Origin of the sequence: Pseudoalteromonas sp. S1612, from assembly GCF_005887175.1 — a bacterium.
Taxonomy (GTDB): Bacteria; Pseudomonadota; Gammaproteobacteria; order Enterobacterales; family Alteromonadaceae; genus Pseudoalteromonas; species Pseudoalteromonas undina.
Genome location: NZ_PNDH01000006.1, coordinates 35,313 through 57,880 on the forward strand (window position 1 = coordinate 35,313; position 22,568 = coordinate 57,880).

The 22,568-nt window shown below is 39.3% G+C and carries 23 protein-coding genes; 18 read left to right on the top strand and 5 right to left on the bottom strand.

The window, feature by feature from the left end; translation table 11 throughout:
• Positions 1–72 precede the first annotated feature (72 nt).
• From mpl to trmB, 5 genes are read left to right on the top strand one after another with little or no spacing between them, the layout of a single operon-like run.
• Positions 73–1,428, top strand: a complete 1,356-nt coding sequence (gene mpl, locus CWB78_RS02490) for a UDP-N-acetylmuramate:L-alanyl-gamma-D-glutamyl-meso-diaminopimelate ligase (protein ID WP_138594082.1) — start codon at positions 73–75, stop codon at positions 1,426–1,428.
• 1 nt (position 1,429) lies between these two features.
• Complete coding sequence (locus CWB78_RS02495; RefSeq protein ID WP_055013178.1) at positions 1,430–2,053, top strand: flavin prenyltransferase UbiX; 624 nt, start codon at positions 1,430–1,432, stop codon at positions 2,051–2,053.
• The gene (locus CWB78_RS02500) at positions 2,050–2,979 is read left to right on the top strand and encodes an ABC transporter ATP-binding protein (RefSeq protein ID WP_109875640.1); all 930 of its coding nucleotides are present in this window, start codon (positions 2,050–2,052) and stop codon (positions 2,977–2,979) included. The genes CWB78_RS02495 and CWB78_RS02500 overlap by 4 nt, the downstream gene beginning before the upstream one ends.
• Positions 2,980–3,747 (top strand): ABC transporter permease, encoded by a 768-nt coding sequence (locus tag CWB78_RS02505; RefSeq protein ID WP_010391022.1) that lies wholly within the window; start codon positions 2,980–2,982, stop codon positions 3,745–3,747. It abuts the gene before it with no gap.
• A complete protein-coding gene (trmB, locus tag CWB78_RS02510; protein ID WP_033104026.1) occupies positions 3,747–4,418 on the top strand; it encodes a tRNA (guanine(46)-N(7))-methyltransferase TrmB in 672 nt (223 codons plus the stop codon). The genes CWB78_RS02505 and trmB overlap by 1 nt, the downstream gene beginning before the upstream one ends.
• On the opposite strand, the gene CWB78_RS02515 is transcribed toward trmB, so the two are convergent.
• Positions 4,415–6,283: a GGDEF domain-containing protein gene (locus CWB78_RS02515; protein WP_138594084.1), complete on the bottom strand. Its 1,869-nt coding sequence runs from the start codon at positions 6,281–6,283 to the stop codon at positions 4,415–4,417. The two genes, trmB and CWB78_RS02515, sit on opposite strands and share 4 nt — an antisense overlap.
• Positions 6,284–6,542: 259 nt before the next feature.
• On the opposite strand from CWB78_RS02515, the gene panP reads away from it, so the two are divergent.
• Positions 6,543–8,168 carry a pyridoxal-dependent aspartate 1-decarboxylase PanP gene (gene panP / locus CWB78_RS02520; protein WP_138571145.1) on the top strand — a complete coding sequence of 542 codons (1,626 nt, stop codon included), beginning with the start codon at positions 6,543–6,545 and terminating at the stop codon, positions 8,166–8,168.
• A 249-nt stretch (positions 8,169–8,417) separates the two neighbouring features.
• On the opposite strand, the gene argE is transcribed toward panP, so the two are convergent.
• Positions 8,418–9,563 (bottom strand): acetylornithine deacetylase, encoded by a 1,146-nt coding sequence (argE, locus tag CWB78_RS02525; protein WP_010391028.1) that lies wholly within the window; start codon positions 9,561–9,563, stop codon positions 8,418–8,420.
• 221 nt (positions 9,564–9,784) lie between these two features.
• Here argE and argC point away from each other — a divergent pair, with 221 nt between their 5' ends.
• The 9 genes from argC to CWB78_RS02570 all read left to right on the top strand — a co-directional run bounded on the left by argC (position 9,785) and on the right by CWB78_RS02570 (position 17,633).
• Positions 9,785–10,798, top strand: a complete 1,014-nt coding sequence (argC, locus tag CWB78_RS02530) for an N-acetyl-gamma-glutamyl-phosphate reductase (protein WP_138594086.1) — start codon at positions 9,785–9,787, stop codon at positions 10,796–10,798.
• Entirely contained in the window at positions 10,795–11,562 is a 768-nt protein-coding gene (gene argB, locus CWB78_RS02535; protein ID WP_010391030.1) for an acetylglutamate kinase, read from the top strand. The genes argC and argB overlap by 4 nt, the downstream gene beginning before the upstream one ends.
• A 7-nt stretch (positions 11,563–11,569) precedes the next feature.
• Entirely contained in the window at positions 11,570–12,502 is a 933-nt protein-coding gene (locus CWB78_RS02540; RefSeq protein ID WP_010391031.1) for an ornithine carbamoyltransferase, read from the top strand.
• Positions 12,499–13,701 carry an argininosuccinate synthase gene (locus CWB78_RS02545; protein WP_076920188.1) on the top strand — a complete coding sequence of 401 codons (1,203 nt, stop codon included), beginning with the start codon at positions 12,499–12,501 and terminating at the stop codon, positions 13,699–13,701. Before CWB78_RS02540 ends, CWB78_RS02545 begins: the two co-directional genes overlap by 4 nt.
• A gap of 52 nt (positions 13,702–13,753) precedes the next feature.
• Positions 13,754–15,619: an argininosuccinate lyase gene (gene argH / locus CWB78_RS02550; RefSeq protein WP_055013185.1), complete on the top strand. Its 1,866-nt coding sequence runs from the start codon at positions 13,754–13,756 to the stop codon at positions 15,617–15,619.
• Positions 15,620–15,869: 250 nt separating this feature from the next.
• On the top strand, positions 15,870–16,067 hold the full coding sequence (locus CWB78_RS02555) for a hypothetical protein (protein ID WP_109875635.1): 198 nt from the start codon (positions 15,870–15,872) through the stop codon (positions 16,065–16,067).
• A 15-nt stretch (positions 16,068–16,082) separates the two neighbouring features.
• Entirely contained in the window at positions 16,083–16,616 is a 534-nt protein-coding gene (locus CWB78_RS02560) for a hypothetical protein (RefSeq protein ID WP_109875634.1), read from the top strand.
• Between the two features lie 62 nt (positions 16,617–16,678).
• A complete protein-coding gene (locus CWB78_RS02565) occupies positions 16,679–17,128 on the top strand; it encodes a hypothetical protein (protein WP_249930379.1) in 450 nt (149 codons plus the stop codon).
• Positions 17,121–17,633 (top strand): hypothetical protein, encoded by a 513-nt coding sequence (locus CWB78_RS02570; RefSeq protein ID WP_109875632.1) that lies wholly within the window; start codon positions 17,121–17,123, stop codon positions 17,631–17,633. Before CWB78_RS02565 ends, CWB78_RS02570 begins: the two co-directional genes overlap by 8 nt.
• 20 nt (positions 17,634–17,653) lie before the next feature.
• On the opposite strand, the gene coaD is transcribed toward CWB78_RS02570, so the two are convergent.
• Positions 17,654–18,145, bottom strand: coding sequence for a pantetheine-phosphate adenylyltransferase (gene coaD / locus CWB78_RS02575; RefSeq protein ID WP_024601870.1), 492 nt, complete (start codon positions 18,143–18,145; stop codon positions 17,654–17,656).
• Between the two features lie 177 nt (positions 18,146–18,322).
• On the opposite strand from coaD, the gene CWB78_RS02580 reads away from it, so the two are divergent.
• On the top strand, positions 18,323–18,976 hold the full coding sequence (locus CWB78_RS02580) for a TetR/AcrR family transcriptional regulator (protein WP_138594090.1): 654 nt from the start codon (positions 18,323–18,325) through the stop codon (positions 18,974–18,976).
• Positions 18,977–19,076: 100 nt separating this feature from the next.
• A complete protein-coding gene (gene thiI / locus CWB78_RS02585) occupies positions 19,077–20,534 on the top strand; it encodes a tRNA uracil 4-sulfurtransferase ThiI (protein WP_075170684.1) in 1,458 nt (485 codons plus the stop codon).
• A gap of 26 nt (positions 20,535–20,560) precedes the next feature.
• Here thiI and CWB78_RS02590 read toward each other — a convergent pair whose 3' ends face one another.
• The gene (locus tag CWB78_RS02590) at positions 20,561–21,463 is read right to left on the bottom strand and encodes a ketopantoate reductase family protein (RefSeq protein ID WP_138594092.1); all 903 of its coding nucleotides are present in this window, start codon (positions 21,461–21,463) and stop codon (positions 20,561–20,563) included.
• Complete coding sequence (locus tag CWB78_RS02595) at positions 21,456–21,806, bottom strand: VanZ family protein (RefSeq protein ID WP_138594094.1); 351 nt, start codon at positions 21,804–21,806, stop codon at positions 21,456–21,458. The genes CWB78_RS02590 and CWB78_RS02595 overlap by 8 nt, the downstream gene beginning before the upstream one ends.
• 151 nt (positions 21,807–21,957) lie before the next feature.
• Between CWB78_RS02595 and CWB78_RS02600 the strand changes: the two genes are divergently transcribed.
• Complete coding sequence (locus CWB78_RS02600; protein WP_008113183.1) at positions 21,958–22,440, top strand: YajQ family cyclic di-GMP-binding protein; 483 nt, start codon at positions 21,958–21,960, stop codon at positions 22,438–22,440.
• The last annotated feature ends 128 nt before the right edge of the window (positions 22,441–22,568 follow it).

The following is a 22,568-nucleotide window of genomic DNA, read 5'->3' on the forward strand; positions in this document are numbered from 1 at the left end:
CTAAATTTTGGCATTATAGCGCCATTAAATTTTGCCCTAGAGCAAACTCCGCGCAGGATGAAAGGATAGTAAATGCATATACATATTTTGGGTATTTGTGGCACATTTATGGGTGGTATTGCCGCTATAGCAAAATCATTGGGTCACCACGTTACTGGGTCAGATCAAAACGTTTACCCACCAATGAGTACTCAGCTACAAGAACTGGGTATTGAACTAACACAGGGCTATGACGTATCTCAACTAGAGCCAGCTCCAGATATCGTTGTTATTGGTAATGCTATGAGCCGTGGTAACCCGTGTGTTGAATATGTACTCGATAAGAGCCTGCCTTATACTTCAGGACCTGAGTGGCTAAAACATAACTTACTACAAGATTCGTGGGTGCTGGCTGTGGCAGGAACTCATGGTAAAACAACCACCGCCAGTATGTTGGCGTGGATACTTGAATATGCGGGTTTAAAGCCTGGCTTTTTAATTGGCGGAATTGTACAAAATTTTGGTCTTTCTGCGCGAGTTGGGCAAACGCCATTTTTTGTTATAGAAGCCGATGAGTACGACACGGCCTTTTTTGATAAACGCAGTAAATTTGTTCATTATTTACCTCGAACACTTATTTTAAATAATCTTGAATTTGATCATGCTGATATTTTTGAAGATTTAAACGCAATTAAAAAACAATTTCACCATTTGATTCGTACACTACCGCAAAGCGGCAAAGTGCTGTGGCCAAAAAATGATGAAGCACTGAGCGATGTGATTACAAAAGGCTTGTGGAGCGAGAGCGAAACTCTAGGCGATGACTGGAATTATGAATTACTCAAAGCCGATGGTTCTCAATTTAATGTTTTACTAAATAGGCAGTTACAAGGCGTTGTTAGTTGGCAAGCGATTGGTGAGCATAACGTTAAAAATGCCATTATGGCTATTGCAGCAGCACGCCATGTGGGAATTGCAATAGAGCACAGTATTGAAGCTTTGGGCGAGTTTATCAGCCCAAAAAGGCGGATGGAGCTTAAAGCAGATATTAATCATATTAAAGTGTATGACGATTTCGCCCATCACCCTACCGCGATTCAAACAACACTTGCGGGGCTGCGTGCTAAAGTGGGGGATGAAAAAATTATTGCGATTTTAGAGCCGCGCTCTAACACCATGAAAATGGGAGTGCATCAATTTACACTTCTCGATTCACTTCGCGATGCAGATGATGTGCTGTTATTTGAACCAGAAAATTTAAACTGGTCACTTAAAGAGCAAGCTGACAAAGCGGGTATGCAGTGCTTTGATTCTACAACCGCTATTATTGATACAGTGCTTGAGAATGTTGAGCCAAATCAACATGTTTTAATTATGAGTAATGGTGGTTTTAATGGTCTTCATCAGCAACTTGTTAATGGTTTGACCGATAAATACAGCGGAGAATAATGTGCAATTTAAAGATACAATTACCTTAGCATTTAGTGGCGCATCAGGCGCACCATATGGGTTAAGGCTGTTGGAAGTGTTACTTGAACAACAATTTCAAGTGTATGTGCTTATCTCAAGTGCCGCGCGCGTAGTTTTTGATACCGAGTCCAATATAAAGCTATCAGGGAATGAAGATAAAGCTACCGAGCAGTTAAGTGCATTATTTAACGCCAAGCCTGAACAATTAAAGGTATTTGGCAAAGATAATTGGTTCAGTCCGGTGGCTTCGGGCTCAGCAGCACCGAAAAAAATGATAGTATGTCCATGTAGTGCCGGGTCTGTGTCTGCGATTGCAGTCGGCGCATCAGATAACTTATTAGAGCGCGCTGCCGATGTGGTGATAAAAGAGCGAGGTCAACTTATTTTAGTCCCTCGAGAAACTCCGTTTAGCGAAATTCACTTAGAAAATATGCTTAAATTGTCGCGTTTAGGGGTCACTATCATGCCCGCTGCACCTGGTTTTTATCATCAACCACAAAGCATAGAAGACTTAGTTGATTTTATGGTGGCGCGAATTTTAGATCATTTAAATATTGAACATAATCTCACAAAGCGCTGGGGTTATGGTGAGGGTAAGAAATGAATAAGCAAAACATTGCTTTAAATATTGAAGGCCTTACCAAGGTTTACAAAAATGGGGTTGAGGCAGTAAAAGGCGTTGATTTACAAGTGCATGAAGGTGACTTTTTTGCACTACTTGGTCCAAATGGGGCGGGTAAATCAACCACTATTGGGGTGATATCTTCTTTAGTTAATAAGACCAAAGGTAAAGTTGAAGTATTTGGTCATGATATTGATACCGACCTAGAAGCAGCGAAAGCTAACTTAGGTTTAGTGCCGCAAGAGTTTAACTTTAGCCAGTTTGAAACCCTAAGCCAAATACTCGTTAATCAAGCAGGTTATTATGGTGTTCCTCGCGCGCAAGCGCACAAACGTGCTGACAAGTACTTAGCACAGCTAGGGTTACTTGAGAAAAAAGATAAGCAAGCGCGTACCCTTTCTGGTGGTATGAAGCGTCGTTTGATGATTGCACGCGCCTTAATGCATGAACCAAAGTTACTTATTTTAGATGAACCAACAGCGGGCGTTGATATAGAGCTGCGCCGCTCAATGTGGGAGTTTTTAAGGCAAATTAACGAACAAGGTGTGACCATTATTTTAACCACTCACTACCTTGAAGAAGCCGAATTACTGTGTAAAAACATCGCTATAATTGATACCGGTCGCATAGTTGAAAACACCACCATAAAAGCCTTGTTAGCTAAATTAGACAAAGAAACCTTTGTATTGGATTTAAAACAGCCTACCAAACCGGTGACGCTTGAAGGGTATAATTTCACTATGACTGATGAGCACACCATTGAAGTTGAAGTGGCTAAATCACAAGGGCTCAATGCTGTATTTAGCGCGTTAACCGAACAAGGAAATACTGTGCTAAGCATGCGTAATAAAGCAAATCGATTAGAAGAATTATTTGTAGGTTTATTAGAGCAAGGGCGGGGCGAATAAATGTTTAAATATGGCGTAGCCTTAAAAAGTATTTGGATTAAAGAGTGTATTCGTTTTTTGCGTATTTGGGTGCAAACCTTAGTACCGCCAGCGATTACTATGAGCTTATATTTTGTTATTTTTGGAAATTTAATAGGCTCGCGTATTGGCGATATGGGCGGCTTTAGTTACATGGAGTTTATTGTTCCTGGCCTTATTATGATGTCAGTTATAACAAACTCTTACTCGAATGTGGCTTCGAGCTTTTACTCAACTAAGTTTCAAAAAAGTATTGAAGAGTTATTGGTTGCACCTGTGCCTAATTACATCATTGTGTTGGGTTATATGGGCGGAGGCATGACCCGTGGCATTATGGTTGGCTTTATTGTAACGTGCGTTTCTTTATTTTTTGTAGATATACAAATACATAATATTTTTGTGATTATAGCCACTGTTATTCTTACCTCGGCGGTGTTTGCCTTGGGCGGATTAATCAACGCTATTTATGCAAACAGTTTTGATGACATAAGCATTATTCCGACCTTTATTTTAACGCCTCTAACTTATTTAGGCGGGGTGTTTTACTCAATCACTTTACTGCCTGATTTTTGGCAAATGGTGTCGCAAATAAATCCTATTATTTATATGGTTAACGCATTCAGATACGGATTCTTAGGTGTTTCTGATGTTGATTTAACAGTTGCGATTGCGGTGTTGTTGGTGTTTATCAGCGTATTATTTACTTTAGCACTGACGCTAATTAAAAAAGGTGTGGGGCTAAGACACTAATGAGCGATGCAAATTCACGTAGTATTGTATCTAATCAAGCGGGACTTCATGAAAAGCTTGATGAAATAGTTAATAAACACTTACAAGCCGAGTTTAAAAAGCCAATTGCAGCGCATACTCAAACCGCATTTGATGAAGTTAATGCTAAGGTACAAGCCTTTGATGGACCGCTTATTTTAGACTCCTGTTGTGGCGTTGGCGAAAGCACTGCTAATTTAGCGAAACGTCATCCTGATGCGTTAGTTGTGGGCATTGATAAGTCATCTCACCGACTTGATAAGCATGATGTTGAGTATAAACAAACTGAGAGTGGTCAATACATTTTGGTGCAAGCTGACTTAAATGATTTTTGGCGTTTAGCTGTCGCTGCTAATTGGCGGCCTACTCATCACTATTTGCTATATCCAAACCCTTGGCCTAAGTCTAAGCACATTCAACGGCGCTGGCATGGGGCGGCTATCTTCCCCTTTATTGTTAAATTAGGTGGTTTGCTTGAAGTGCGCAGTAACTGGGATATCTATGTTAAAGAGTTTGCCAGGGCGCTCGAGTTAGCAGGGTATCCTTGTCAAACTGCGTTGTTTGAATCAGACGAAGCAATTACTCCTTTTGAGCGTAAGTACTGGGCCAGTGGTCAGCAAAGCCACCGACTAGCCATTAATATTAATAACTAATCCATTGCTTTTTTAAACTCAGTAACATGTGGCGTTGGTTTGCCAAGGAAACTACCTTGCATCAGCGTCACATTTAGTTGGCTGAGTAACTCTGCAACCGTATTACTTTCTACCGCTTCAACAACCAATTCAAGTTCAAGCTGCTGGGCTATATCAGTGATGTAGGATATAAATAGCGACGTATTTGCATCATTTAATAGCTGCTTTGCGATTGCTCCATCGAGTTTTATACCATCAACCTCCACTTTTAAAGTATTAAGAGTATTAATAAACTCATTACCCCAGCAGTGCATCACCACCTTTGCCCCCTTACTTTTTACCATTGCGATAAATGACTTTATTTCATAGTAATGTGAAATAACCTGCGACTCTAAAATTGAAATAGTAATGTTTTCAGGATTAGGGTAGCGATGAAGCTCATACGCAATATGATCATAAATAGTGGGATCTGCAATGTTTTCAGCGCACAGCGTTAACTCCCAACAAATTGCTGATTTACGAAAACGTGAAACACATTGAGTAAACAGGGCATGGGTTAACATGCCATTCATACGCAGTCTATTTAGTGCATTTGCAAAGGTATCAGGGGTTAAAATCTCCCCTTGTGAAGTGACTATTCTCGGTGAGCAATCATACCTAATAACTTCATCGGTATGAGTATTTATAACCGGCTGAAAGTAAGGAACAACACGATGAGCATCAAATGCTTCACGAATTTCTTTTGCTATTTCAACATTATATAAATATAGAGATTTAGCGTCGTTAATTGCCTCACAGTAGTTAACTATGCTCTGATCGCCCTGCTTAGATTGCAGTAACGCAATATGAGCATTCTTAAGCAGTAATGACTTATTGCCTCTAGCTACACCAGCGTTAAGTGTAATATAAATAAAAGGCTGATTTAAAAACGGTATATTTTTATTATGCGATTGTATGATGCTATATAGCTCATCAAAGGGAGTTTCTTTATCAGTCAAAATAGCGAGTTTATTAGTTGCAATACGATAAATACGTGCGTGCAAACGGGCTTGCTGCTTAAAGTGAGTGAGCAGCTTTTTCATCACTTCATCGGCTGTTTTTGTGCCAAAAAAACGGCTGATATTATCAATTTCGTTCACTAAAATAATCGCAATTTGTAAATGATGTTCATTGCTTTTTTTTAGCCGTTTTTCTAAGGCAATATGATTTTCGAATCCGCTTGCATGGTCGCTCATTAATGAACGACGTACTCCATAGTAATAAAGAGTATAAACTATTAATAAAATAATAATTACGCAGCAAAAATGAAACATAGATTGATATAAGTCTGTTTTTAACGCATTGCTAATTTTATCAACGCTAATATCTGCAGCTGTAATATAGGTTCTGCCATTTTTTGCCAGATGAGGAATATATACTGTTTTAGAATGGCCGCGATGCGCTGTTGAGGTTTCAAAAATAGGGGCCGTTGATAAAAATGCAGCCATAGTTATAGGCGTGGCTTCGGGATAAAGATCTAAAAACTGAGTAACTTTACCGTTATTTTGATCATCTTGAGTGTAGCTAGAGGCAGTAAAATAAACATTTTCATCAATCAGTACCATTGAATATAAATAATCTATATTTAAATCATTGGCCAATGCCGAAAGCTGGTCGGCTTTATTTTGATAGCTTGAAAAGCTAATTTCTTGCGCTACTTTATCGTGATAATCACTACCTAAAATGTACTTTACGCTAGTGGCTGCATTTAATAAACGATTATCAATGCTGCGTATCACATCATTATTGATGGCAGTGTAGGTGTAGTAACTGTAAATTATTAAGCTGACTAAAAAAAAGACGGTACCGAGCGCCAACCGAGTTAATTTTAGATTTCCTTTTAGCATGTAACATCCTTATTTTTTGTTAGATTTATTATACTTAAAAATTATAAATGCCCAATATTTTAATTACCCTTTGTACTAAATATAAAAAATAGTGAAATGTTATCTATTTTGTATTGTCTTTTATGGCTTAAAACGAGACATTTTTGTCATATTGCAGTAAAGTTAGCGCAATTTTTTAGAAATGCCGTTGCTTAAAAACACCTTAAATTAGCGTGTTTTACAAACTAACAGGTGTTTTAGTCACACACTAGGTATGAAGATGGATCAAAAGCGTTGTGCCGTCGCCTCTAAAGAAAGCCTCAAACGGATATTTACCGTTCCAGAGGCCCCTGACTCAACTTTGAGCAAAATAGAGCTTGAAATTTCGAGTAATTTAGCAGGTTTCTTAAACGAAAATATCGCGGCAATTGAAAAACCATTACATGAAATAGAAAAAGATTTTCAATCTGCGGCTATCCCTGAAGAGCCAACGTTTGTGTCTTGCTATGCCCAAGATATTATGGAACAGCTGGTTGCTCATTCTGTACATACCGCAGCGCCAAGCTTTATTGGTCACATGACATCTGCTCTGCCACATTTTTTACTGCCGTTATCGAAATTAATGGTTGGGCTAAATCAAAACCTTGTAAAAATAGAAACCTCAAAAGCGTTTACCCCATTAGAGCGTCAAGTTTTAGGAATGATGCATCATTTAGCTTATGGACAAAATGATGGCTTTTATTCTAAATGGATGCACAGTGCAAAAACCTCTTTAGGAGCATTTTGCTCTGGTGGCACAGTAGCTAACATTACAGCACTTTGGATTGCCCGCAACCGCTTATTGAAAGCGGATGGCAACTTTAAAGGCATTGCTGCACAAGGTTTAGTGGCGGGAATGCTTCATTATGGTTACAAAGGACTGGCGGTTTTAATCTCTGAGCGAGGTCATTACTCATTAGGCAAATCGGTTGATTTATTAGGTATTGGCCGTGAGAATTTAATTGGTATTAAAACATCGGCTGATAATAAAGTTGATGTAGATGCTATGCGAGAAAAAGCGCTAGAGCTTGAAGCGCAAGGCATTAAAGTGATGGCAATTATTGGTGTAGCCGGAACGACTGAAACTGGTAATATCGATCCACTTGAAGACATGGCTAATTTAGCACAAGAGATTAATTGCCACTTTCATGTTGATGCGGCGTGGGGCGGAGCTACTTTACTCTCTAATACCCATAGGCACCTTTTAAAAGGTATTGAGCATGCAGATTCAATCACCATTGATGCGCATAAACAAATGTATGTACCGATGGGAGCAGGTTTGGTGCTGTTTAAAGACCCTGCTGCAACTGATGCCATCGAGCACCATGCTGAATATATTTTACGTAAAGGCTCTAAAGATTTAGGCAGCCATACCCTTGAGGGGAGCCGCCCTGGTATGGCGATGTTAGTGCATGCTTGCTTACGTGTTATTGGTCGTAAAGGCTACGAAATGCTTATCGATCGCAGTATTAAAAAAGCCCGTTACTTCGCTGATTTGATAAAAGCTGATGAAGACTTTGAATTAATATCAGAACCTGAGCTATGTTTGCTAACTTATCGTTATGTCCCTAAGCAAATTAAAAATGCGATAGCACAGGCCAACGCACAAACCCGTTTAGATATTTTTGCCGCGCTTAATCGTTTTACTGCAAGCATGCAAAAACGTCAACGTGAATCAGGTCGCTCGTTTGTATCGCGTACACGTTTAACGCCAGTTCAATATGATAACCAACCAACCGTGGTATTTAGAGTGGTGCTTGCGAATCCGCTTACATCAGGTGCAATATTAAAAGAGATATTAGAAGAGCAGAAAGAACTAGCTCAAACCGACCCTGTATTTAAAAAGTATTTACGAAAATATATGTAACTAACCTGAACTCTGGTTAAGAGATTTACTAACATATTGAATCGAAGATGATATTTATGTTTATTTTCTCTAGCCAGAGATTTTCAGTGAAAACAAGGCGAACTTACGCGTCAATAGCTAGCCTATTGCAAGTAAATTCAACGCAGTTAGCGCTAAAAATAGCTGCTTGAGATAGATATATTACTCAGAGTTCAGGTTAAATATAAATGCTATAAAAAAGACGCTTAATAGCGTCTTTTTTGTTACTGATTAAAAGCAACTCGCCTTTATGAGGTTGCTGATAATTTGTTGCGAAGGCTTTATTTTTTCCATCGCTAAATATTCATCGGGCTGATGCGCTTGGTTAATTGAACCCGGTCCCATGACGATGGTTTCACAACCCAGTTGTTGTATAAATGGTGCCTCAGTACAGTAATTAACAGCCACCGCTTTTTGCCCTGCTATATTTTCGGCTAGTTTAACTAACGCGCTGTCTGTGCTTCCTGTAAATGCTGGAATTGGCTCATGTAAATCAATCACACTGACCGAATTAGGGTATTGCTGATTTATATCGTAGGTTGCATCAAGCAGCAATGCTTGCAGCTCTTGTACACTTAAGCCAGGAAGAGGGCGCATATCAATGTGCATTTCACAGCAACCGCAAATCCGATTTGCATTATCGCCCCCATGAATATTACCTAAATTGAGCGTTGGGTGAGGAATTTCAAAGTAATTTATTGAATATTTATTCTTAAGTTGTTCTTTTAAGATTAGCAATTTTGTAATCACTTTATGCATCACTTCGATGGCGTTAAGACCCCGTTCGGGATCTGAGCTATGTCCTGAACGGCCGACAACTCTTATTGCTGTACTCATATGACCTTTATGAGTAAATACTGGCGTCATATCAGTAGGTTCACCAATAATACAGCGACTTGGCTTTAAATTTGGGTGCTTACAGATTTGTTGTGCGCCAGCCATAGTGGTTTCTTCGTCTGCGGTGGCTAATATTAAAATTGGTTGTGTTTGTTGCTTTTCATCAAGCTCACTAATAGCCTGCAGTACAAAAGCAAAAAAACCTTTCATATCAATGCTACCTAAGCCAAATAGTTTGTTATCTCGCTCAGTTAATTTAAATGGGTTGTGATTCCAACGACTATCATCAAATGGCACCGTATCAGTGTGACCTGCCAGCATTAAACCGCCGTCGCCTTGACCGCGTTTTGCTAATAAGTTGTAGCGACCTTTGTTGCCTTCTAACTCTATTATTTCACAGTTAAAACCTAAGCTTTCACACCATTGCGCTAGCAATTCAATGACACTTTTATTACTCATACATAAATGATCTTCAATGGCACTGATAGAGGGGGCAGCAATCAATTGCTGGTACATCGAAATAAATGACGGCAGAGACATAAAAAATTCCAAAATAAGTATTCATTTTAATTGCATAACAATATAAAAGTATTTACTATGAATATCAATTCACTTTTTAAGCATAAATATATTAAAGTTACGCCATGAAAACAATACGACGATAGTTATCACTCATAAATTTAATCTGTTTGGCTGGGTTATACCCTAGTGTAAACAAACAACATGGAATGTGGTCACTAATTTTAGATAAAGAGTAAATAATGAACGTAGTAATTATAGGTGCCAGCGGTTACAGCGGCGCAGAACTGGCTAGCTTAGTAGCAAAACATCCAACTCTTTCGCTAACTGGTTGTTATGTATCAGCGCAAAGTTTAGATAAACATAAATTGCTTAGTGAATTGTATCCTGAGCATTTAGGATTACTTGATTTACCTCTGCAGCCACTAAATGAACATGCACTTGCTGATATCACTCATTCAGCAGATTACGTTTGTCTGTGCACCGATCATAAAGTAAGTGTGGATTTAGCGCCTCAGTTTTTAGCGATGGGCAAAAAGGTATTTGACCTTTCCGGTGGCTATCGTCTTGCAAGTAATGATGATTACGTTACTTATTATGGTTTTGAACACCAACATCCAGAACTACTTAATCAAGCGGCTTATGGTCTTGCTGAATGGAATAGTAAAGTCATTACTGATGCTCAGCTAATTGCTGTTGCTGGCTGCTACCCAACGGCTGCATTAAATGCATTAAAGCCTCTTCAGCAAGCGTGTTTGTTGAGTGATGAAAAAATTATTATTAATGCGGTTTCTGGCGTAACGGGCGCAGGGCGTAAAGCCAGCCTAGGGACTCATTTTTGTGAGGTATCACTTGCACCCTATGGTTTGTTTAATCACCGTCACGGGCCTGAAATACAACAGCACCTAGGTCATGAGGTGTTATTTACTCCTCATTTAGGTAATTTCCCGCGCGGTATTTTAGAAACTATTTATGTGCAATTAAAGCCGGGTGTGACCAGTGAGCAAGTAGCTAAAGCTTATCAAGTATTGGCTGATGAGCCATTAATTCGTTTGCTTGGCAGCAAAACCCCTTCGATTAAAGGAGTGGCCAAACAACCTTATGTAGATATTGCGTGGCAGCAGCAAGGCTCACAGTTAATAGTAATGGCAGCAATTGACAACTTATTAAAAGGGGCAGCTGGTCAGGCTTTGCAATGTATTAATTTATCAATGGGCTTGCCTCACACTACAGGTCTAATAGGAGCGTTTAGATGAGCAGTAAAACGTGGGTTATTAAACTCGGTGGTGCAGTACTCAATACTGAAAATGCCGCTAAAGCATTATTTGAAATACTCAACGAGCAAGATGATGCACAGTTTGTGATTGTGCATGGGGGTGGCTCATTAGTTGATAGCTGGTTAAAAGAGGCTGGTTTTGCCAGTGCTAAACACCAAGGTTTACGTATTAGCCCTAAAGAACAGATGCCTTATATTGTTGGAGCCCTTGCGGGTGCGGCAAACAAACAACTCATGGCGCAAGCAATTAGTGTTGGTCATAAGCCGGTGGGGTTAAGTTTATATGAAGCAGGGATCACCGCCTCGCAAAAATTAAAAGCATTGGGTCAAGTAGGTCAATGTCACAACAATGCTGATTCTATTATTAATGATTTACTCAGTGCTGGCCGGTTACCAATCATCAGTTCTATCGGCTTTGATGAGCAGGGCTTGTTATACAACGTTAATGCCGATGAAGCAGCCGCCGCAATGGCAAATAATTTAAATGCAGAACTTATTTTTATGACGGACGTAGAGGCGGTACTTGATGCCAATAAGCAGCCTTTACATCAACTTGACACAAAACACATTGATACTTTAATTGCAGAGGGAGTAATTTTGGGCGGGATGGAGGTCAAAGTTAAGACCAGTCTTCACGCAGCCCAACATTTACGACGCGGTGTGTACATTTCCAGCTGGCAAAAGCCAGAAAACTTAACTGCTTTGCTGCAAGGCGAGCATGTCGGAACTAAAGTAACACCATAGGTTGAACATGTTTAAAGATTTTTTAACGGGTCTAGAATTAGACCAACAAGGCGCACTAAATTTATTAAAGTTAGCGCAAGATATTAAAGAAAGCCCAAGTAAATATAGCCAAGTGCTAGCTGGTAAGTCAGTGGTTACTTTGTTTGAAAAGCAAAGTTTACGTACTCGCCTTTCATTTGATATTGGTATAAACCGTTTAGGGGGCCATGCGGTTTACCTTGACCAACAAAATGGTGCAATGGGCGCCCGCGAATCAATAAAAGATTTTGCCTTAAATATTTCGACTTGGGCAGACGGGATTGTTGCGCGGGTTAATCAGCACAGTACGTTAACGACACTCGGTGAGTATTCATCCGTTCCTGTGATTAACAGTTTGTGTGATTTATATCACCCATGCCAAGCATTAGCTGATTTTTTAACGCTACAAGAAGTTCATGGTGATGTTAGCCAGTTAAAGCTTGCCTACCTAGGTGAGGGCAATAATGTAACGCACTCATTAATGCTATTAGCCGCTACTTTAGGAACAGACTTTGTCGCTGTAACACCAAAAGGCAGCTCACCTGATTCGCAAGTACTTAAAAAAGCAGAGCAAATAGCAGCGATGAATGGCGCTTCTGTAATGGTAAGTGACAGGGTTGAGGCTGCAGTAGGCGCTAATGTTGTTTACGCCGATACCTGGGTATCAATGGGGGATACAACTCCTCTTGAGCAAGTAAAAGAAAAATACATGCCTTATCAATTAAACCAGGCATTGTTAGAAAAAACCGGTGCAACTACGGTATTACATTGCCAACCGGCACACCGTGAGTTTGAAATTACTTCTGAGGTAATGGATGGCCCTGCATCAAAAATTATACAGCAAGCAGAAAACCGCATGCATGCGCAAAATGCGCTATTAGTTACATTGTTAAATCCAAATTTTGTTAAGGAACACCTATGAGTTCAATTAAAAAAGTCGTTTTAGCCTATTCAGGTGGTCTTGATACATCGGCTATCGTGCCATGGTTAAAAGAGAACTACGGCTGTGAAGTTATTGCCTTTGTTGCCGATGTTGGCCAAGGCGCTGAAGAACTTGAAGGCGTAGAAGCTAAAGCTATAGCGTCAGGTGCATCTGAGTGTTACGTGGTTGATTTAAAAGATGAGATGGTAAGCGATTATATTTACCCAACGCTTAAAACGGGTTCTATATATGAAGGGACTTATTTACTTGGTACCTCTATGGCGCGTCCAATTATTGCTAAAGCGCAAGTAGAAATTGCGCGTAAAGTAGGTGCCGATGCACTTTCTCACGGCTGTACAGGCAAAGGTAACGACCAAGTACGTTTTGAGTCATGTTTTGCCGCACTCGCACCTGATTTAAAAGTGATTGCGCCTTGGCGTGAGTGGGATTTATCAAGCCGTGAATCATTGCTTGATTACCTAGCCGAGCGTGATATTCCATGTTCTGCGTCAGCAACAAAAATTTATAGTCGTGATGCTAACGCATGGCATATTTCACACGAAGGCGGCGAGCTTGAGGACCCATGGTGTGAACCAAGTGAGCAAGTATGGACCTGGACTAACTCTCCAGAGCAAGCACCTGATAAAGCTGAACACGTCACTTTATCGGTTGTTGAAGGTGAAGTGGTTGCTGTAAATGGCGAAGAGCTTAAACCTTATGATTGTTTAGTTAAATTAAACGACATTGCATCACCACATGGTGTTGGTCGTGTTGATATTGTAGAAAACCGTTTAGTGGGTATGAAATCGCGTGGTTGTTATGAAACGCCAGGCGGTACTGTGATCATGGCAGCGCTTCAAGCAATTGATGAGTTAGTACTTGATAAAGCGAGCCGTAAATGGAAAGAAGTACTCGGTGGTGAATTTTCACACTTAGTTTACGACGGTCGTTGGTTTACGCCGCTAAAAGATTCTATTTTAGCCGGTGCAGAAGCGCTTTCTACACTAGCAACGGGCGAAGTGGTACTTAAGCTTTATAAAGGCCAAGTGACAGCGGTTCAGAAAAAATCACCTAACAGTTTATATAGCGAAGATTTTGCTACCTTTGGTGAAGACGATGTTTATGACCAATCGCACGCAGAAGGCTTTATTCGTTTATTCTCGCTATCAAGCAGAATTTCAGCATTAGCTAAAAAGTAATTTTTTATGCCCCTTGGAATTAAGGGGCTATTATCGGGTTTGGAGAAATTTCATGGCATTATGGGGCGGACGTTTTTCTACGGGTCCAGATGAAGCGTTTAAACAGTTTAACGATTCACTTCCCTTCGATTATCAATTAGCAGAGCAAGATATAATTGGCTCTGTTGCATGGGCTGGTGCACTTGAACAAGTAAGCGTGTTATCTAGTGATGAGCACAAAAAGCTGGTATCGGCACTTTATGAGTTACTTGAAGAGGTAAAAGCAGACCCAATGGCTGTAGCTACCTCAGGTGCAGAGGATATTCACTCGCATGTTGAAGCTGCACTAATTGAAAAAGTAGGTGATTTAGCTAAAAAGTTACACACAGGCCGAAGCCGTAACGACCAAGTTGCTACCGACTTTAGACTCTGGTGCCGCGATACCGCCGATCATATTTTAAAAGCAATTGCGCAACTTAAAGCAGAGTTTATTGGCTTAGCTGAACGTGAGCTTGGCACAATATTACCAGGTTATACCCACTTACAACGTGCACAACCGGTGTTATTTAGCCATTGGTGTATGGCTTATGTAGAAATGCTTGAGCGTGATGAAAGTCGATTACAAGATGCCCAAGCACGAATGAATTATTGCCCACTCGGCAGTGGCGCTCTTGCAGGCACTGCATACCCGATTGACCGCCATGCACTTGCACAAGGGCTAGGATTTACTGGCGCGACTAAAAATAGTTTAGATGGCGTATCTGATCGTGACTTTGTGGTTGAGCTATTAAGCTGCGCGTCTATTTCTATGATCCACTTATCGCGGATGTCTGAAGACCTGATTTTTTATAACTCAGGCGAAGCTGGCTTTATTGAACTGGCCGATAATGTGACCTCGGGTTCATCTTTAATGCCACAGAAAAAAAACCCAGATGCATTAGAGCTAATTCGTGGTAAAACTGGCCGGGTGTTTGGTGCGTTTAGCGCAATGATGATGACTCTAAAAGCACTACCGCTTGCCTACAATAAAGACATGCAAGAAGACAAAGAAGGCATTTTTGATGCCATGCCAACATGGCTTGCGTGTATTCATATGGCACAAGCGTGTATTAAAGGTATAAAAGTTAAAGCAGATAAAACCCTTGCAGCGGCAAAAGGTGGCCACGCGAATGCAACCGAACTTGCTGATTACTTAGTCGCTAAAGGAGTGCCGTTCAGAGAAGGGCATCATATTGTTGGGGTGTTGGTGCAACTAGCCATTAGTGAAGGTAAAACGTTAGAGGAGCTTTCACTAGAGCAGTATAAATCAGTAAATCCAGTGTTTGAAGATGACGTGTATCCGGTACTTGAAATTGACGCCTGTATAAAAGCACGCCAAGCGCTTGGCGGTACATCATTAGAGCAAGTAAGCAAAGCGGTGAAAGACGCGAAAAAAAAACAGCAAATAACGGTTCGTGATGCCAACTTAGATGACGTAGAAGCAATTGCTAAACTCGTACAGCACTGGGCAACAGTCGGCGAAAATTTACCGCGAGCTAAAAGTGATATGGTGCACTCAATTAATGAGTTTGCCGTAACCGAGATAGACGGTCAGGTATCGGGTTGTGCTTCACTTTATATTTACGACACAGGATTAGCTGAAATACGTTCATTAGGCATTGATCCTAAAAGCGCAGTAACGGGGCAGGGACGAGAACTGGTTGAACACTTATTAGTGAAAGCCAAAAAGTTGGCACTTAATCGTGTCATTGTTCTGACTCGTGTACCTGACTTTTTCGAAAATCAGCGGTTTAGTTTCTGTAATAAAGAGAGCCTACCTGAAAAAGTAATGAAAGATTGCGAGCTATGTTTACGCAAAGAAAACTGTGATGAAGTCGCAATGGAATATATGTTAAAGCCAAGTAATAGCATGGAGATCCCCTGTAAAAACGTGGCTTGAGCAATCCCTAGGATAAAAAACGCACGGTGACCCCGATGCGTTTTTTTTTGAGTAAAATAAAATAATTTTTTAATTAATATACTATTAATTTAAAGTTGGCATATCGTTTGCTTTTATTGTTCTGTAGCGTGTTGTTGAGTCAATTAAACAACGTAGGCAATGCGTTACTGCAGTTATTTAGTAACTGCTTCAGGTGGTGTGATTTAAATTTGCGCCAATAATAAATTTAATACTCAAAAGGATTAATCACATGCAAATTTCAGCGAACAGCCAAGTACAAATGCAAGCATACAACAAAACGCAACAATTAAAGCCTGCAATGGAACAAACTGCTAGCCCTAAAACCCTACAATCTGATACAGTAAGTATATCTCAAGAGGCGATGACTGCAGCTGGTGCAGAACTTCATCGTGGTGGCGTTATACTTGACACTAGTAAGCCTAAGTAACATTAAAGGTCATGAATGTTTTTAACTGAGTTTTTTGGTTTTTTCTCGCTGTCTGCTTTTGCAAGCTGGGGCTTCTTGATGGCATTTTTTTTTAATACTTTTGTATTTTCTTTAGGTATTAAAAGGGATACTACCTTATTACTCAGTTCATTTATTATGATGATTTCTTACACTTTATCTGATTATTTCTTTACTTGGTTATCAATAGAAAATTCACTATATTTAGATTGGGCTCTATACGATTATGCAACTATAGCGGCTTTGACATTAGCCTTTTTCTTGCTAAAAAAGACAACATCCTCTTTTCTATACATAATTTTAGGTCTCTTTATAAACTCTATACTTAGCCTATTTATGTATTTTGACATGTACCTAAGTAATAATCGTGAACCTTGGATTCTGTGGGATGTATATACTTTTGGCGTGAATATTATCGATTTGATAATGATCGTAGTTTTAATTGTAGACAGAGATTTCCTTGGTCTTCATAAATTAAAAAACAAACTCTTCAAAGGCTCAAATACCCAACCAGAAAACAACTTTTCGTAAACATGTATATAAGCTATATCCTTGGTGAATATGTAAGCGCATTCATTCAGTGGGGCTTTTTAATGGCTTTTCTGTATTGTTTAGTTAAAAGTATTAATACGCCACATAAATCCTCCCTATATTTAGCTGCAATAATGCTGTGCTCATATGTATTAAGTGATTATTTATATATAGTAAAACATGTTTATCTCAATTGGATATTTTACGATTTTTTAACTATTGCTTTTATTATTCTTGCGATTAAAAAAGCTTTTGTCACTCCTTCTTTACCTGCATATCTCATCATTATAGGTTTAACTATAAATAGTCTTTTAGTTAGTTTGATTTATTATGATTTATACATTCTTGGAACTATTAAAGAGTGGTGGTTTTGGAGTTTTTACTCTATTTCTATAAATATGATTGATTTATTAATGGTCGCTTCTTTGGTATTAAACCTAGATCCCGTAAATATAAATAGATATACACAGACAATAACGCTAAAAGATAAAAGCGGGATTTCAAATGAATGACTTCTTGCTCAACCCATATGTATCTCTTTACCTAGGCGCATTTGTTCAATGGGGTTTTTTAATGGCTTTTTTATACTCATTAGTAACGAGTATAAATAAACCCAAAAAAGAGGCCTTATGGCTGTCGCTAATTATGTCAGTTTCATATTCTTCAAGCTTGTTTATTGATATTCAAAATATTTCTTACATGCAACTATTACTTTTTGATCTAATGACTATTTTGGCTATTTTGATTGCAAGTAACTTCTTAAATAAAAACATCATATCTTCTTATCTATTATTAGGGCTAAGCATAAACTCACTGTTATTTTTTGGCATGCATCTAGATGTACTTGTTTTTAGTAACAGCTCACCATGGTGGTTCTGGTCATTTTATTCTTTGGGAATTAATCTTATGGATTTTGTGATGATAGCTATTTTCTTTATCAATAAAGACTTTTTGGGTTTAGTGAGGCTTAAGAACGTTCTGTTTCCAGCAAGAGCAAAGCTACCTAGCGCAATGTAATGATACGCTAGGTGTTGTGTTTAATGCTTGGTTTTCCCCAGCCTAGATTGCAGGGCTTTCATTACTATGGTGTCAACAAACTCACTCACATCACCGTTATGGCGTGCAACTTCCTTTACTAGCGTTGATGATATAAAGGTATTACGCTCAGCAGGTGTTAAAAATACACTTTCTAAATCAGGGTTTAAACGGCGATTCATATTTGCGAGCTGAAACTCGTAATCAAAATCAGAAACCGCTCTTATACCTCTAATCAATACATTTGCGTTATGATCACGAGCCAGATCTGCGAGTAGCCCTGAAAAGCCAATGACTTTTACATTATCTAAATGGCTTAAAATTTCATTTGCTAAATCAACGCGTTCTTCTAAAGTAAAACACGGTTTTTTACTCGGGTTATGAGCAATAGCAACAATAACGGTATCGAACATTTTAGCCGCACGCTGAATTAAATCAGTGTGGCCGTTGGTAAGAGGGTCAAATGTGCCTGGGTATATTGCGGTCACTTTCATAATATTTACTGTGTTATTATTTTTAGCCGTAGTGTAGCAGTGTTTAGTGTGCAAAGCAGCCTTGTAAGTAAATTGTGAAGAACTTCATGCCTTGATTGTTTTAACGCTGACTATTTGTTTATACTAGTGGATTGTTTTAATGCAGCATCGTATTTTCGAAAATTGAGTAATGAGTATATGAATACCAAGGATAAAATAATTCAAACCAGTATTTCATTGTTTAATGAACATGGTGAAAGAGCAATATCAACTAATCATATTGCATCGAGTTTAGGCATGAGTCCGGGTAATCTGTACTACCACTTTAAAAATAAAGAAGACATTATTCGCCATATATTTGCACTTTATCGCGATCATTTAAGTACTCATTTTAAGCCAGTTGATAAAGGCGACGATGCTTTTGGGCATCTTGGCCCTTATTTAGATTCGCTATTTGAATTAATGTGGCGCTATCATTTTTTTTACGACAACCTTGGCGATATTCTTGCTCGCGATAGCCATTTAAAACAGGGTTACATTGATTTTCAGCAGGAATTACTTGAGCAGGTACGTAACATCATTTTGGCCTTGCGGGATAGTGAAATTATTGCCATTGATGAACAAGATGCCATTGAACTTGCTCATACGCTAAAATTAACGGTTAGCTTTTGGACACCCTATATGAAAGCAAGAAGACTAAGTGGTGTACTGGTTGAGCAAGATATTTACCCTGGCATTGTAAAAGTACTGACTTTATTTAAGGCTTACAGTACAGAAAAAAGCGCAAATAAAATTAATCAGTTAAGAGACAAGTACGCACTTTTAGCAAATGCTGCCCCCCAGAATCCTTAAGCCTGTTGAGTTGGTTAGTTCCTAGGCGTTAAATTTTTTGCTATAATCCGCCGCGCCCAATGCCTGGGTGCGCGAATTCCCGCAGTCTAAGAGTTGAACTATGCTTAAATTTATCGTCAAACTTCACCCTGAAATAGCCATCAAAAGCCGTTCAGTCCGTAAACGCTTTACCAAAGTGTTAGAAAATAACATTAAAATTGTATTGCGTCGTGTTGACGAAAAAGTACAAGTACGTAATAACTGGGATAATATTTCAGTTGTTACAAAACTAGATGATGCTCAAACTCGCCTTGATTTTATTGATAGCTTGCAGCGCATTCCTGGCATCGTACAGTTTATTGAAGTGACCGAAACAGACTTTAAAACCCTTGATGACATCTATCAAAAAACCATTGCGTTAGTTGGCCACACTATTATTGGTAAAACCTTTTGTGTACGTGCTAAGCGCATAGGTCAACATGATTTTACTTCAACTGAATTAGAGCGCTACGTTGGTGGCGGGCTTAATCAACATGTTGAAGGAGCCCGAGTAAAGCTAAGCCGCCCTGAGGTAACGATTCGTTTAGAAATTAAAGACGAAAAAGCCTACATAGTGACGCAAACCCATTTAGGAATGGCGGGCTTTCCACTGCCAACACAAGACGATGTATTATCGCTTATGTCTGGTGGATTTGATTCTGGCGTTGCCAGTTATCAGATGATCCGTAAAGGCGCTCGTACACACTTTTTATTCTTTAACTTAGGCGGTGCTGCCCATGAAATTGGGGTTAAGCAAGCGAGCTACTATCTATGGAAACAATACAGCTCTACACATAAAGTTAAGTTTATTACTGTTGATTTTGAACCGGTTGTTGCTGAAATTTTAGAAAACGTTGAGAACAGCCAAATGGGTGTTGTGCTTAAACGTATGATGATGCGAGCGGGTAGTGCCGTTGCTGAAAAACTAAATATTCAAGCTTTGGTAACGGGTGAAAGTATAGGTCAGGTGTCTAGCCAAACCTTAGCTAATTTAAGCGTGATTGACCGTGTAACCGAGACGCTGATTTTACGCCCACTTATCCAACATGATAAGCAAGAGATCATTAATATAGCGCGCCAAATAGGTACTGCAGAAATGGCTGAGACGATGCCTGAATACTGTGGTGTGATCTCTAAAAAGCCGACGGTTAAAGCCAAAATTGAAGTCATTAAAGCAGAAGAAGAGAAGTTTGATTTTGACGTATTAGATACCGTTATTGATAACGCCCGTGTTATGGATGTGCGCGATATCGATGTTGAAGCTAAGCAAGAGCTTAAAGAAGCTGAGTCAGTTACAGAGTTACCAGAGGGAGCGGTTGTTGTTGATATTCGCTCACCTGAGGAAGAAGATGCTGCTCCGCTTGAAATTGATGGTATTGAAGTTATTCATTTACCGTTTTTCCGTTTAGCAACTAAGTTTGGTGATTTACCTAAAGGTAAAGACTATTACTTATATTGTCAAAAAGGGGTAATGAGCCAGTTACAAGCGCTTATTCTTCACGAAGAAGGCTTTACCACTGTAAAAGTCTATCGTCGTTAATGGCTAAATATTTTAAAAGCGCGGATTTATTCCGCGCTTTTTTTTGCCAAAATTTCAGCGAGTAAAGCGTCGTTATACGGGGTCGCAATATTATGTTGCTTGCCTTGTTCACTAATATAACCACAAATTGCCATGATCTCAGTTTGCCTATTATGCAAAACGTCTTGATGCATAGATGAGTAATTCTCTGCGGTTAAACTCATCACCTTATAGGCGCGCTCGAGGGCATCAATAAGCTTAATATTAAGTTTAAGCGCGGTCGCAGTGTGGCACGCTTCAGTTAATAAATTAATAATTGAGCTATTAAACTGTGGCGCACGCAACTGGCCGTTTTTTATATTATACAGAGCGGTTAATGGATTTATAGCAATATTAACCAGTAGCTTTTCAAACCGCAGTTGCTCAATATTATTACTGACAATTAATTGCGGAATAGTGTGTAATTGCGCACTAAGCTGTTTAATATTTTGCATAGCTAGTTGATTACAGCCCCCTAATACACTTTGCCCGTTTCCGGTATGCTGCACAATATTAGGGTTTGATTTGAACCCAGCCATGCTAGTGGTTAAAAAGTACAACGACTGCTGCTTTGTTAACTGTGCATTTAATTGTTCAACATTACCCATGCCATTATGACTCAGTACAATATGGGTATTATTACCAAGATAAGGCTTTACTTGGGCATAGGCTTGTTGCACTGCAAACGCTTTAACTGTAAATAAAACAGTGTCAAACTCGGGAGCTTGGGCTAATTGCTGTTGTGAGATGAAAGTAGCGTTAATTTTTTCTGAAGGGGCATCACCACGGCTATAAAAGCGAGTGTTAAGGGTGCCTTTTTTAGTAAGAATATTAACAGTGTGATGTTTCGCTAAGAAATAGCTAAATAACAAGCCAATAGCACCATCACCAACAACAAGTATGTTAGCCATAACGCTTCTTTTTACGTAGTGTTAATAGGGCTTTAGCTAAAAAGTAGCTCGCCGCACCAATAAAGTCGGCAACAAAATCGGCCAGTGATGCTTGTCTGTAAGGGAGGCTATCTTGCATAATTTCTATTGCGGCACCATAGCCGGCTAACAGCAATATTTGTACATATAAAGGCAGTTTAAAGGCTTTATCCATAATAATGGCAAGTAAAAAGAAAATACCAAAATGCGCCACTTTATCTACATGCGGAAATAAGTTTGCAGCCCCTTTTACCTCTTTAGCAAATAAGAAGGTAAATGCGACAATACTAATTAAAAAAATAGCTTGGTAAACACGCCTCGTCACAAAAAATCCTAAAATCGTATAAAAAAGAAGCCTCAGTATATCAAACTAAATTAGTATCGCACCTGAACAAGATGCAGAAAAGTGTAAAGATTTATCATTTTAACGTTATAATTGCCGCATAAAATTAAGATTAGCTAGTTAGGAGAACATCATGCCTTCATTTGATATTGTATCTGAAGTAGAAATGAACGAAGCACAAAACGCGGTTGATAACGCCAATCGTGAATTAGAGACACGATTTGATTTTAGAGGGGTTGATGCCTCAATTGAATTAAACGATAAAACAATTAAATTAAAAGCTGAAGCAGATGCTCAGGTTATGCAGTTGTTTGATATTTTAGCTGGGAAAGTTTCTAAGCGTGGAATGGACGTTGCGAGCCTAGAACTTCAAGAGATTTCTCGCGCAGGCAAAAATGTTTTTCGTAACGTTGCACTAAAGCAGGGTATCGAAAAAGATATGGCTAAAAAAGTAGTAAAAGCCATTAAAGATTCTAAAGTAAAAGTGCAAGCGGCTATTCAAGGCGAAGAAGTACGCGTAACGGGTAAAAAGCGTGATGACTTACAAGCTGCTATGCAAGTTGTACGCACTGCCGATTTAGGTCAGCCATTTCAGTTTAAAAACTTCCGCGATTAATTTATTGTTTCGAGCTAGGCACTATAGGCGCTTAGTTCAAAGCAACATGTATTTAGCCAAACACGCTATATTGTTTGGCTTTTTTATTTTTGAATCTATGATAATTACCGAACCCCGAACCCCGAACC

Excerpts from the sequence above, each read along its gene's own strand:
- trmB (WP_033104026.1), top strand. The coding sequence starts at position 3,747 with ATGAGCGATGCAAATTCACGTAGTATTGTATCTAATCAAGCGGGACTT.
- CWB78_RS02500 (WP_109875640.1), top strand. The coding sequence starts at position 2,050 with ATGAATAAGCAAAACATTGCTTTAAATATTGAAGGCCTTACCAAGGTT.
- CWB78_RS02545 (WP_076920188.1), top strand. The coding sequence starts at position 12,499 with ATGAGTTCAATTAAAAAAGTCGTTTTAGCCTATTCAGGTGGTCTTGAT.
- CWB78_RS02555 (WP_109875635.1), top strand. The coding sequence starts at position 15,870 with ATGCAAATTTCAGCGAACAGCCAAGTACAAATGCAAGCATACAACAAA.
- CWB78_RS02505 (WP_010391022.1), top strand. The coding sequence starts at position 2,980 with ATGTTTAAATATGGCGTAGCCTTAAAAAGTATTTGGATTAAAGAGTGT.
- CWB78_RS02515 (WP_138594084.1), bottom strand. The coding sequence starts at position 6,283 with ATGCTAAAAGGAAATCTAAAATTAACTCGGTTGGCGCTCGGTACCGTC.
- CWB78_RS02565 (WP_249930379.1), top strand. The coding sequence starts at position 16,679 with ATGGCTTTTCTGTATTGTTTAGTTAAAAGTATTAATACGCCACATAAA.
- CWB78_RS02600 (WP_008113183.1), top strand. The coding sequence starts at position 21,958 with ATGCCTTCATTTGATATTGTATCTGAAGTAGAAATGAACGAAGCACAA.
- argC (WP_138594086.1), top strand. The coding sequence starts at position 9,785 with ATGAACGTAGTAATTATAGGTGCCAGCGGTTACAGCGGCGCAGAACTG.
- CWB78_RS02560 (WP_109875634.1), top strand. The coding sequence starts at position 16,083 with ATGTTTTTAACTGAGTTTTTTGGTTTTTTCTCGCTGTCTGCTTTTGCA.
- CWB78_RS02540 (WP_010391031.1), top strand. The coding sequence starts at position 11,570 with ATGTTTAAAGATTTTTTAACGGGTCTAGAATTAGACCAACAAGGCGCA.
- CWB78_RS02570 (WP_109875632.1), top strand. The coding sequence starts at position 17,121 with ATGAATGACTTCTTGCTCAACCCATATGTATCTCTTTACCTAGGCGCA.
- thiI (WP_075170684.1), top strand. The coding sequence starts at position 19,077 with ATGCTTAAATTTATCGTCAAACTTCACCCTGAAATAGCCATCAAAAGC.
- CWB78_RS02590 (WP_138594092.1), bottom strand. The coding sequence starts at position 21,463 with ATGGCTAACATACTTGTTGTTGGTGATGGTGCTATTGGCTTGTTATTT.
- argB (WP_010391030.1), top strand. The coding sequence starts at position 10,795 with ATGAGCAGTAAAACGTGGGTTATTAAACTCGGTGGTGCAGTACTCAAT.
- mpl (WP_138594082.1), top strand. The coding sequence starts at position 73 with ATGCATATACATATTTTGGGTATTTGTGGCACATTTATGGGTGGTATT.
- coaD (WP_024601870.1), bottom strand. The coding sequence starts at position 18,145 with ATGAAAGTGACCGCAATATACCCAGGCACATTTGACCCTCTTACCAAC.
- argH (WP_055013185.1), top strand. The coding sequence starts at position 13,754 with ATGGCATTATGGGGCGGACGTTTTTCTACGGGTCCAGATGAAGCGTTT.
- argE (WP_010391028.1), bottom strand. The coding sequence starts at position 9,563 with ATGTCTCTGCCGTCATTTATTTCGATGTACCAGCAATTGATTGCTGCC.
- CWB78_RS02580 (WP_138594090.1), top strand. The coding sequence starts at position 18,323 with ATGAATACCAAGGATAAAATAATTCAAACCAGTATTTCATTGTTTAAT.
- panP (WP_138571145.1), top strand. The coding sequence starts at position 6,543 with ATGGATCAAAAGCGTTGTGCCGTCGCCTCTAAAGAAAGCCTCAAACGG.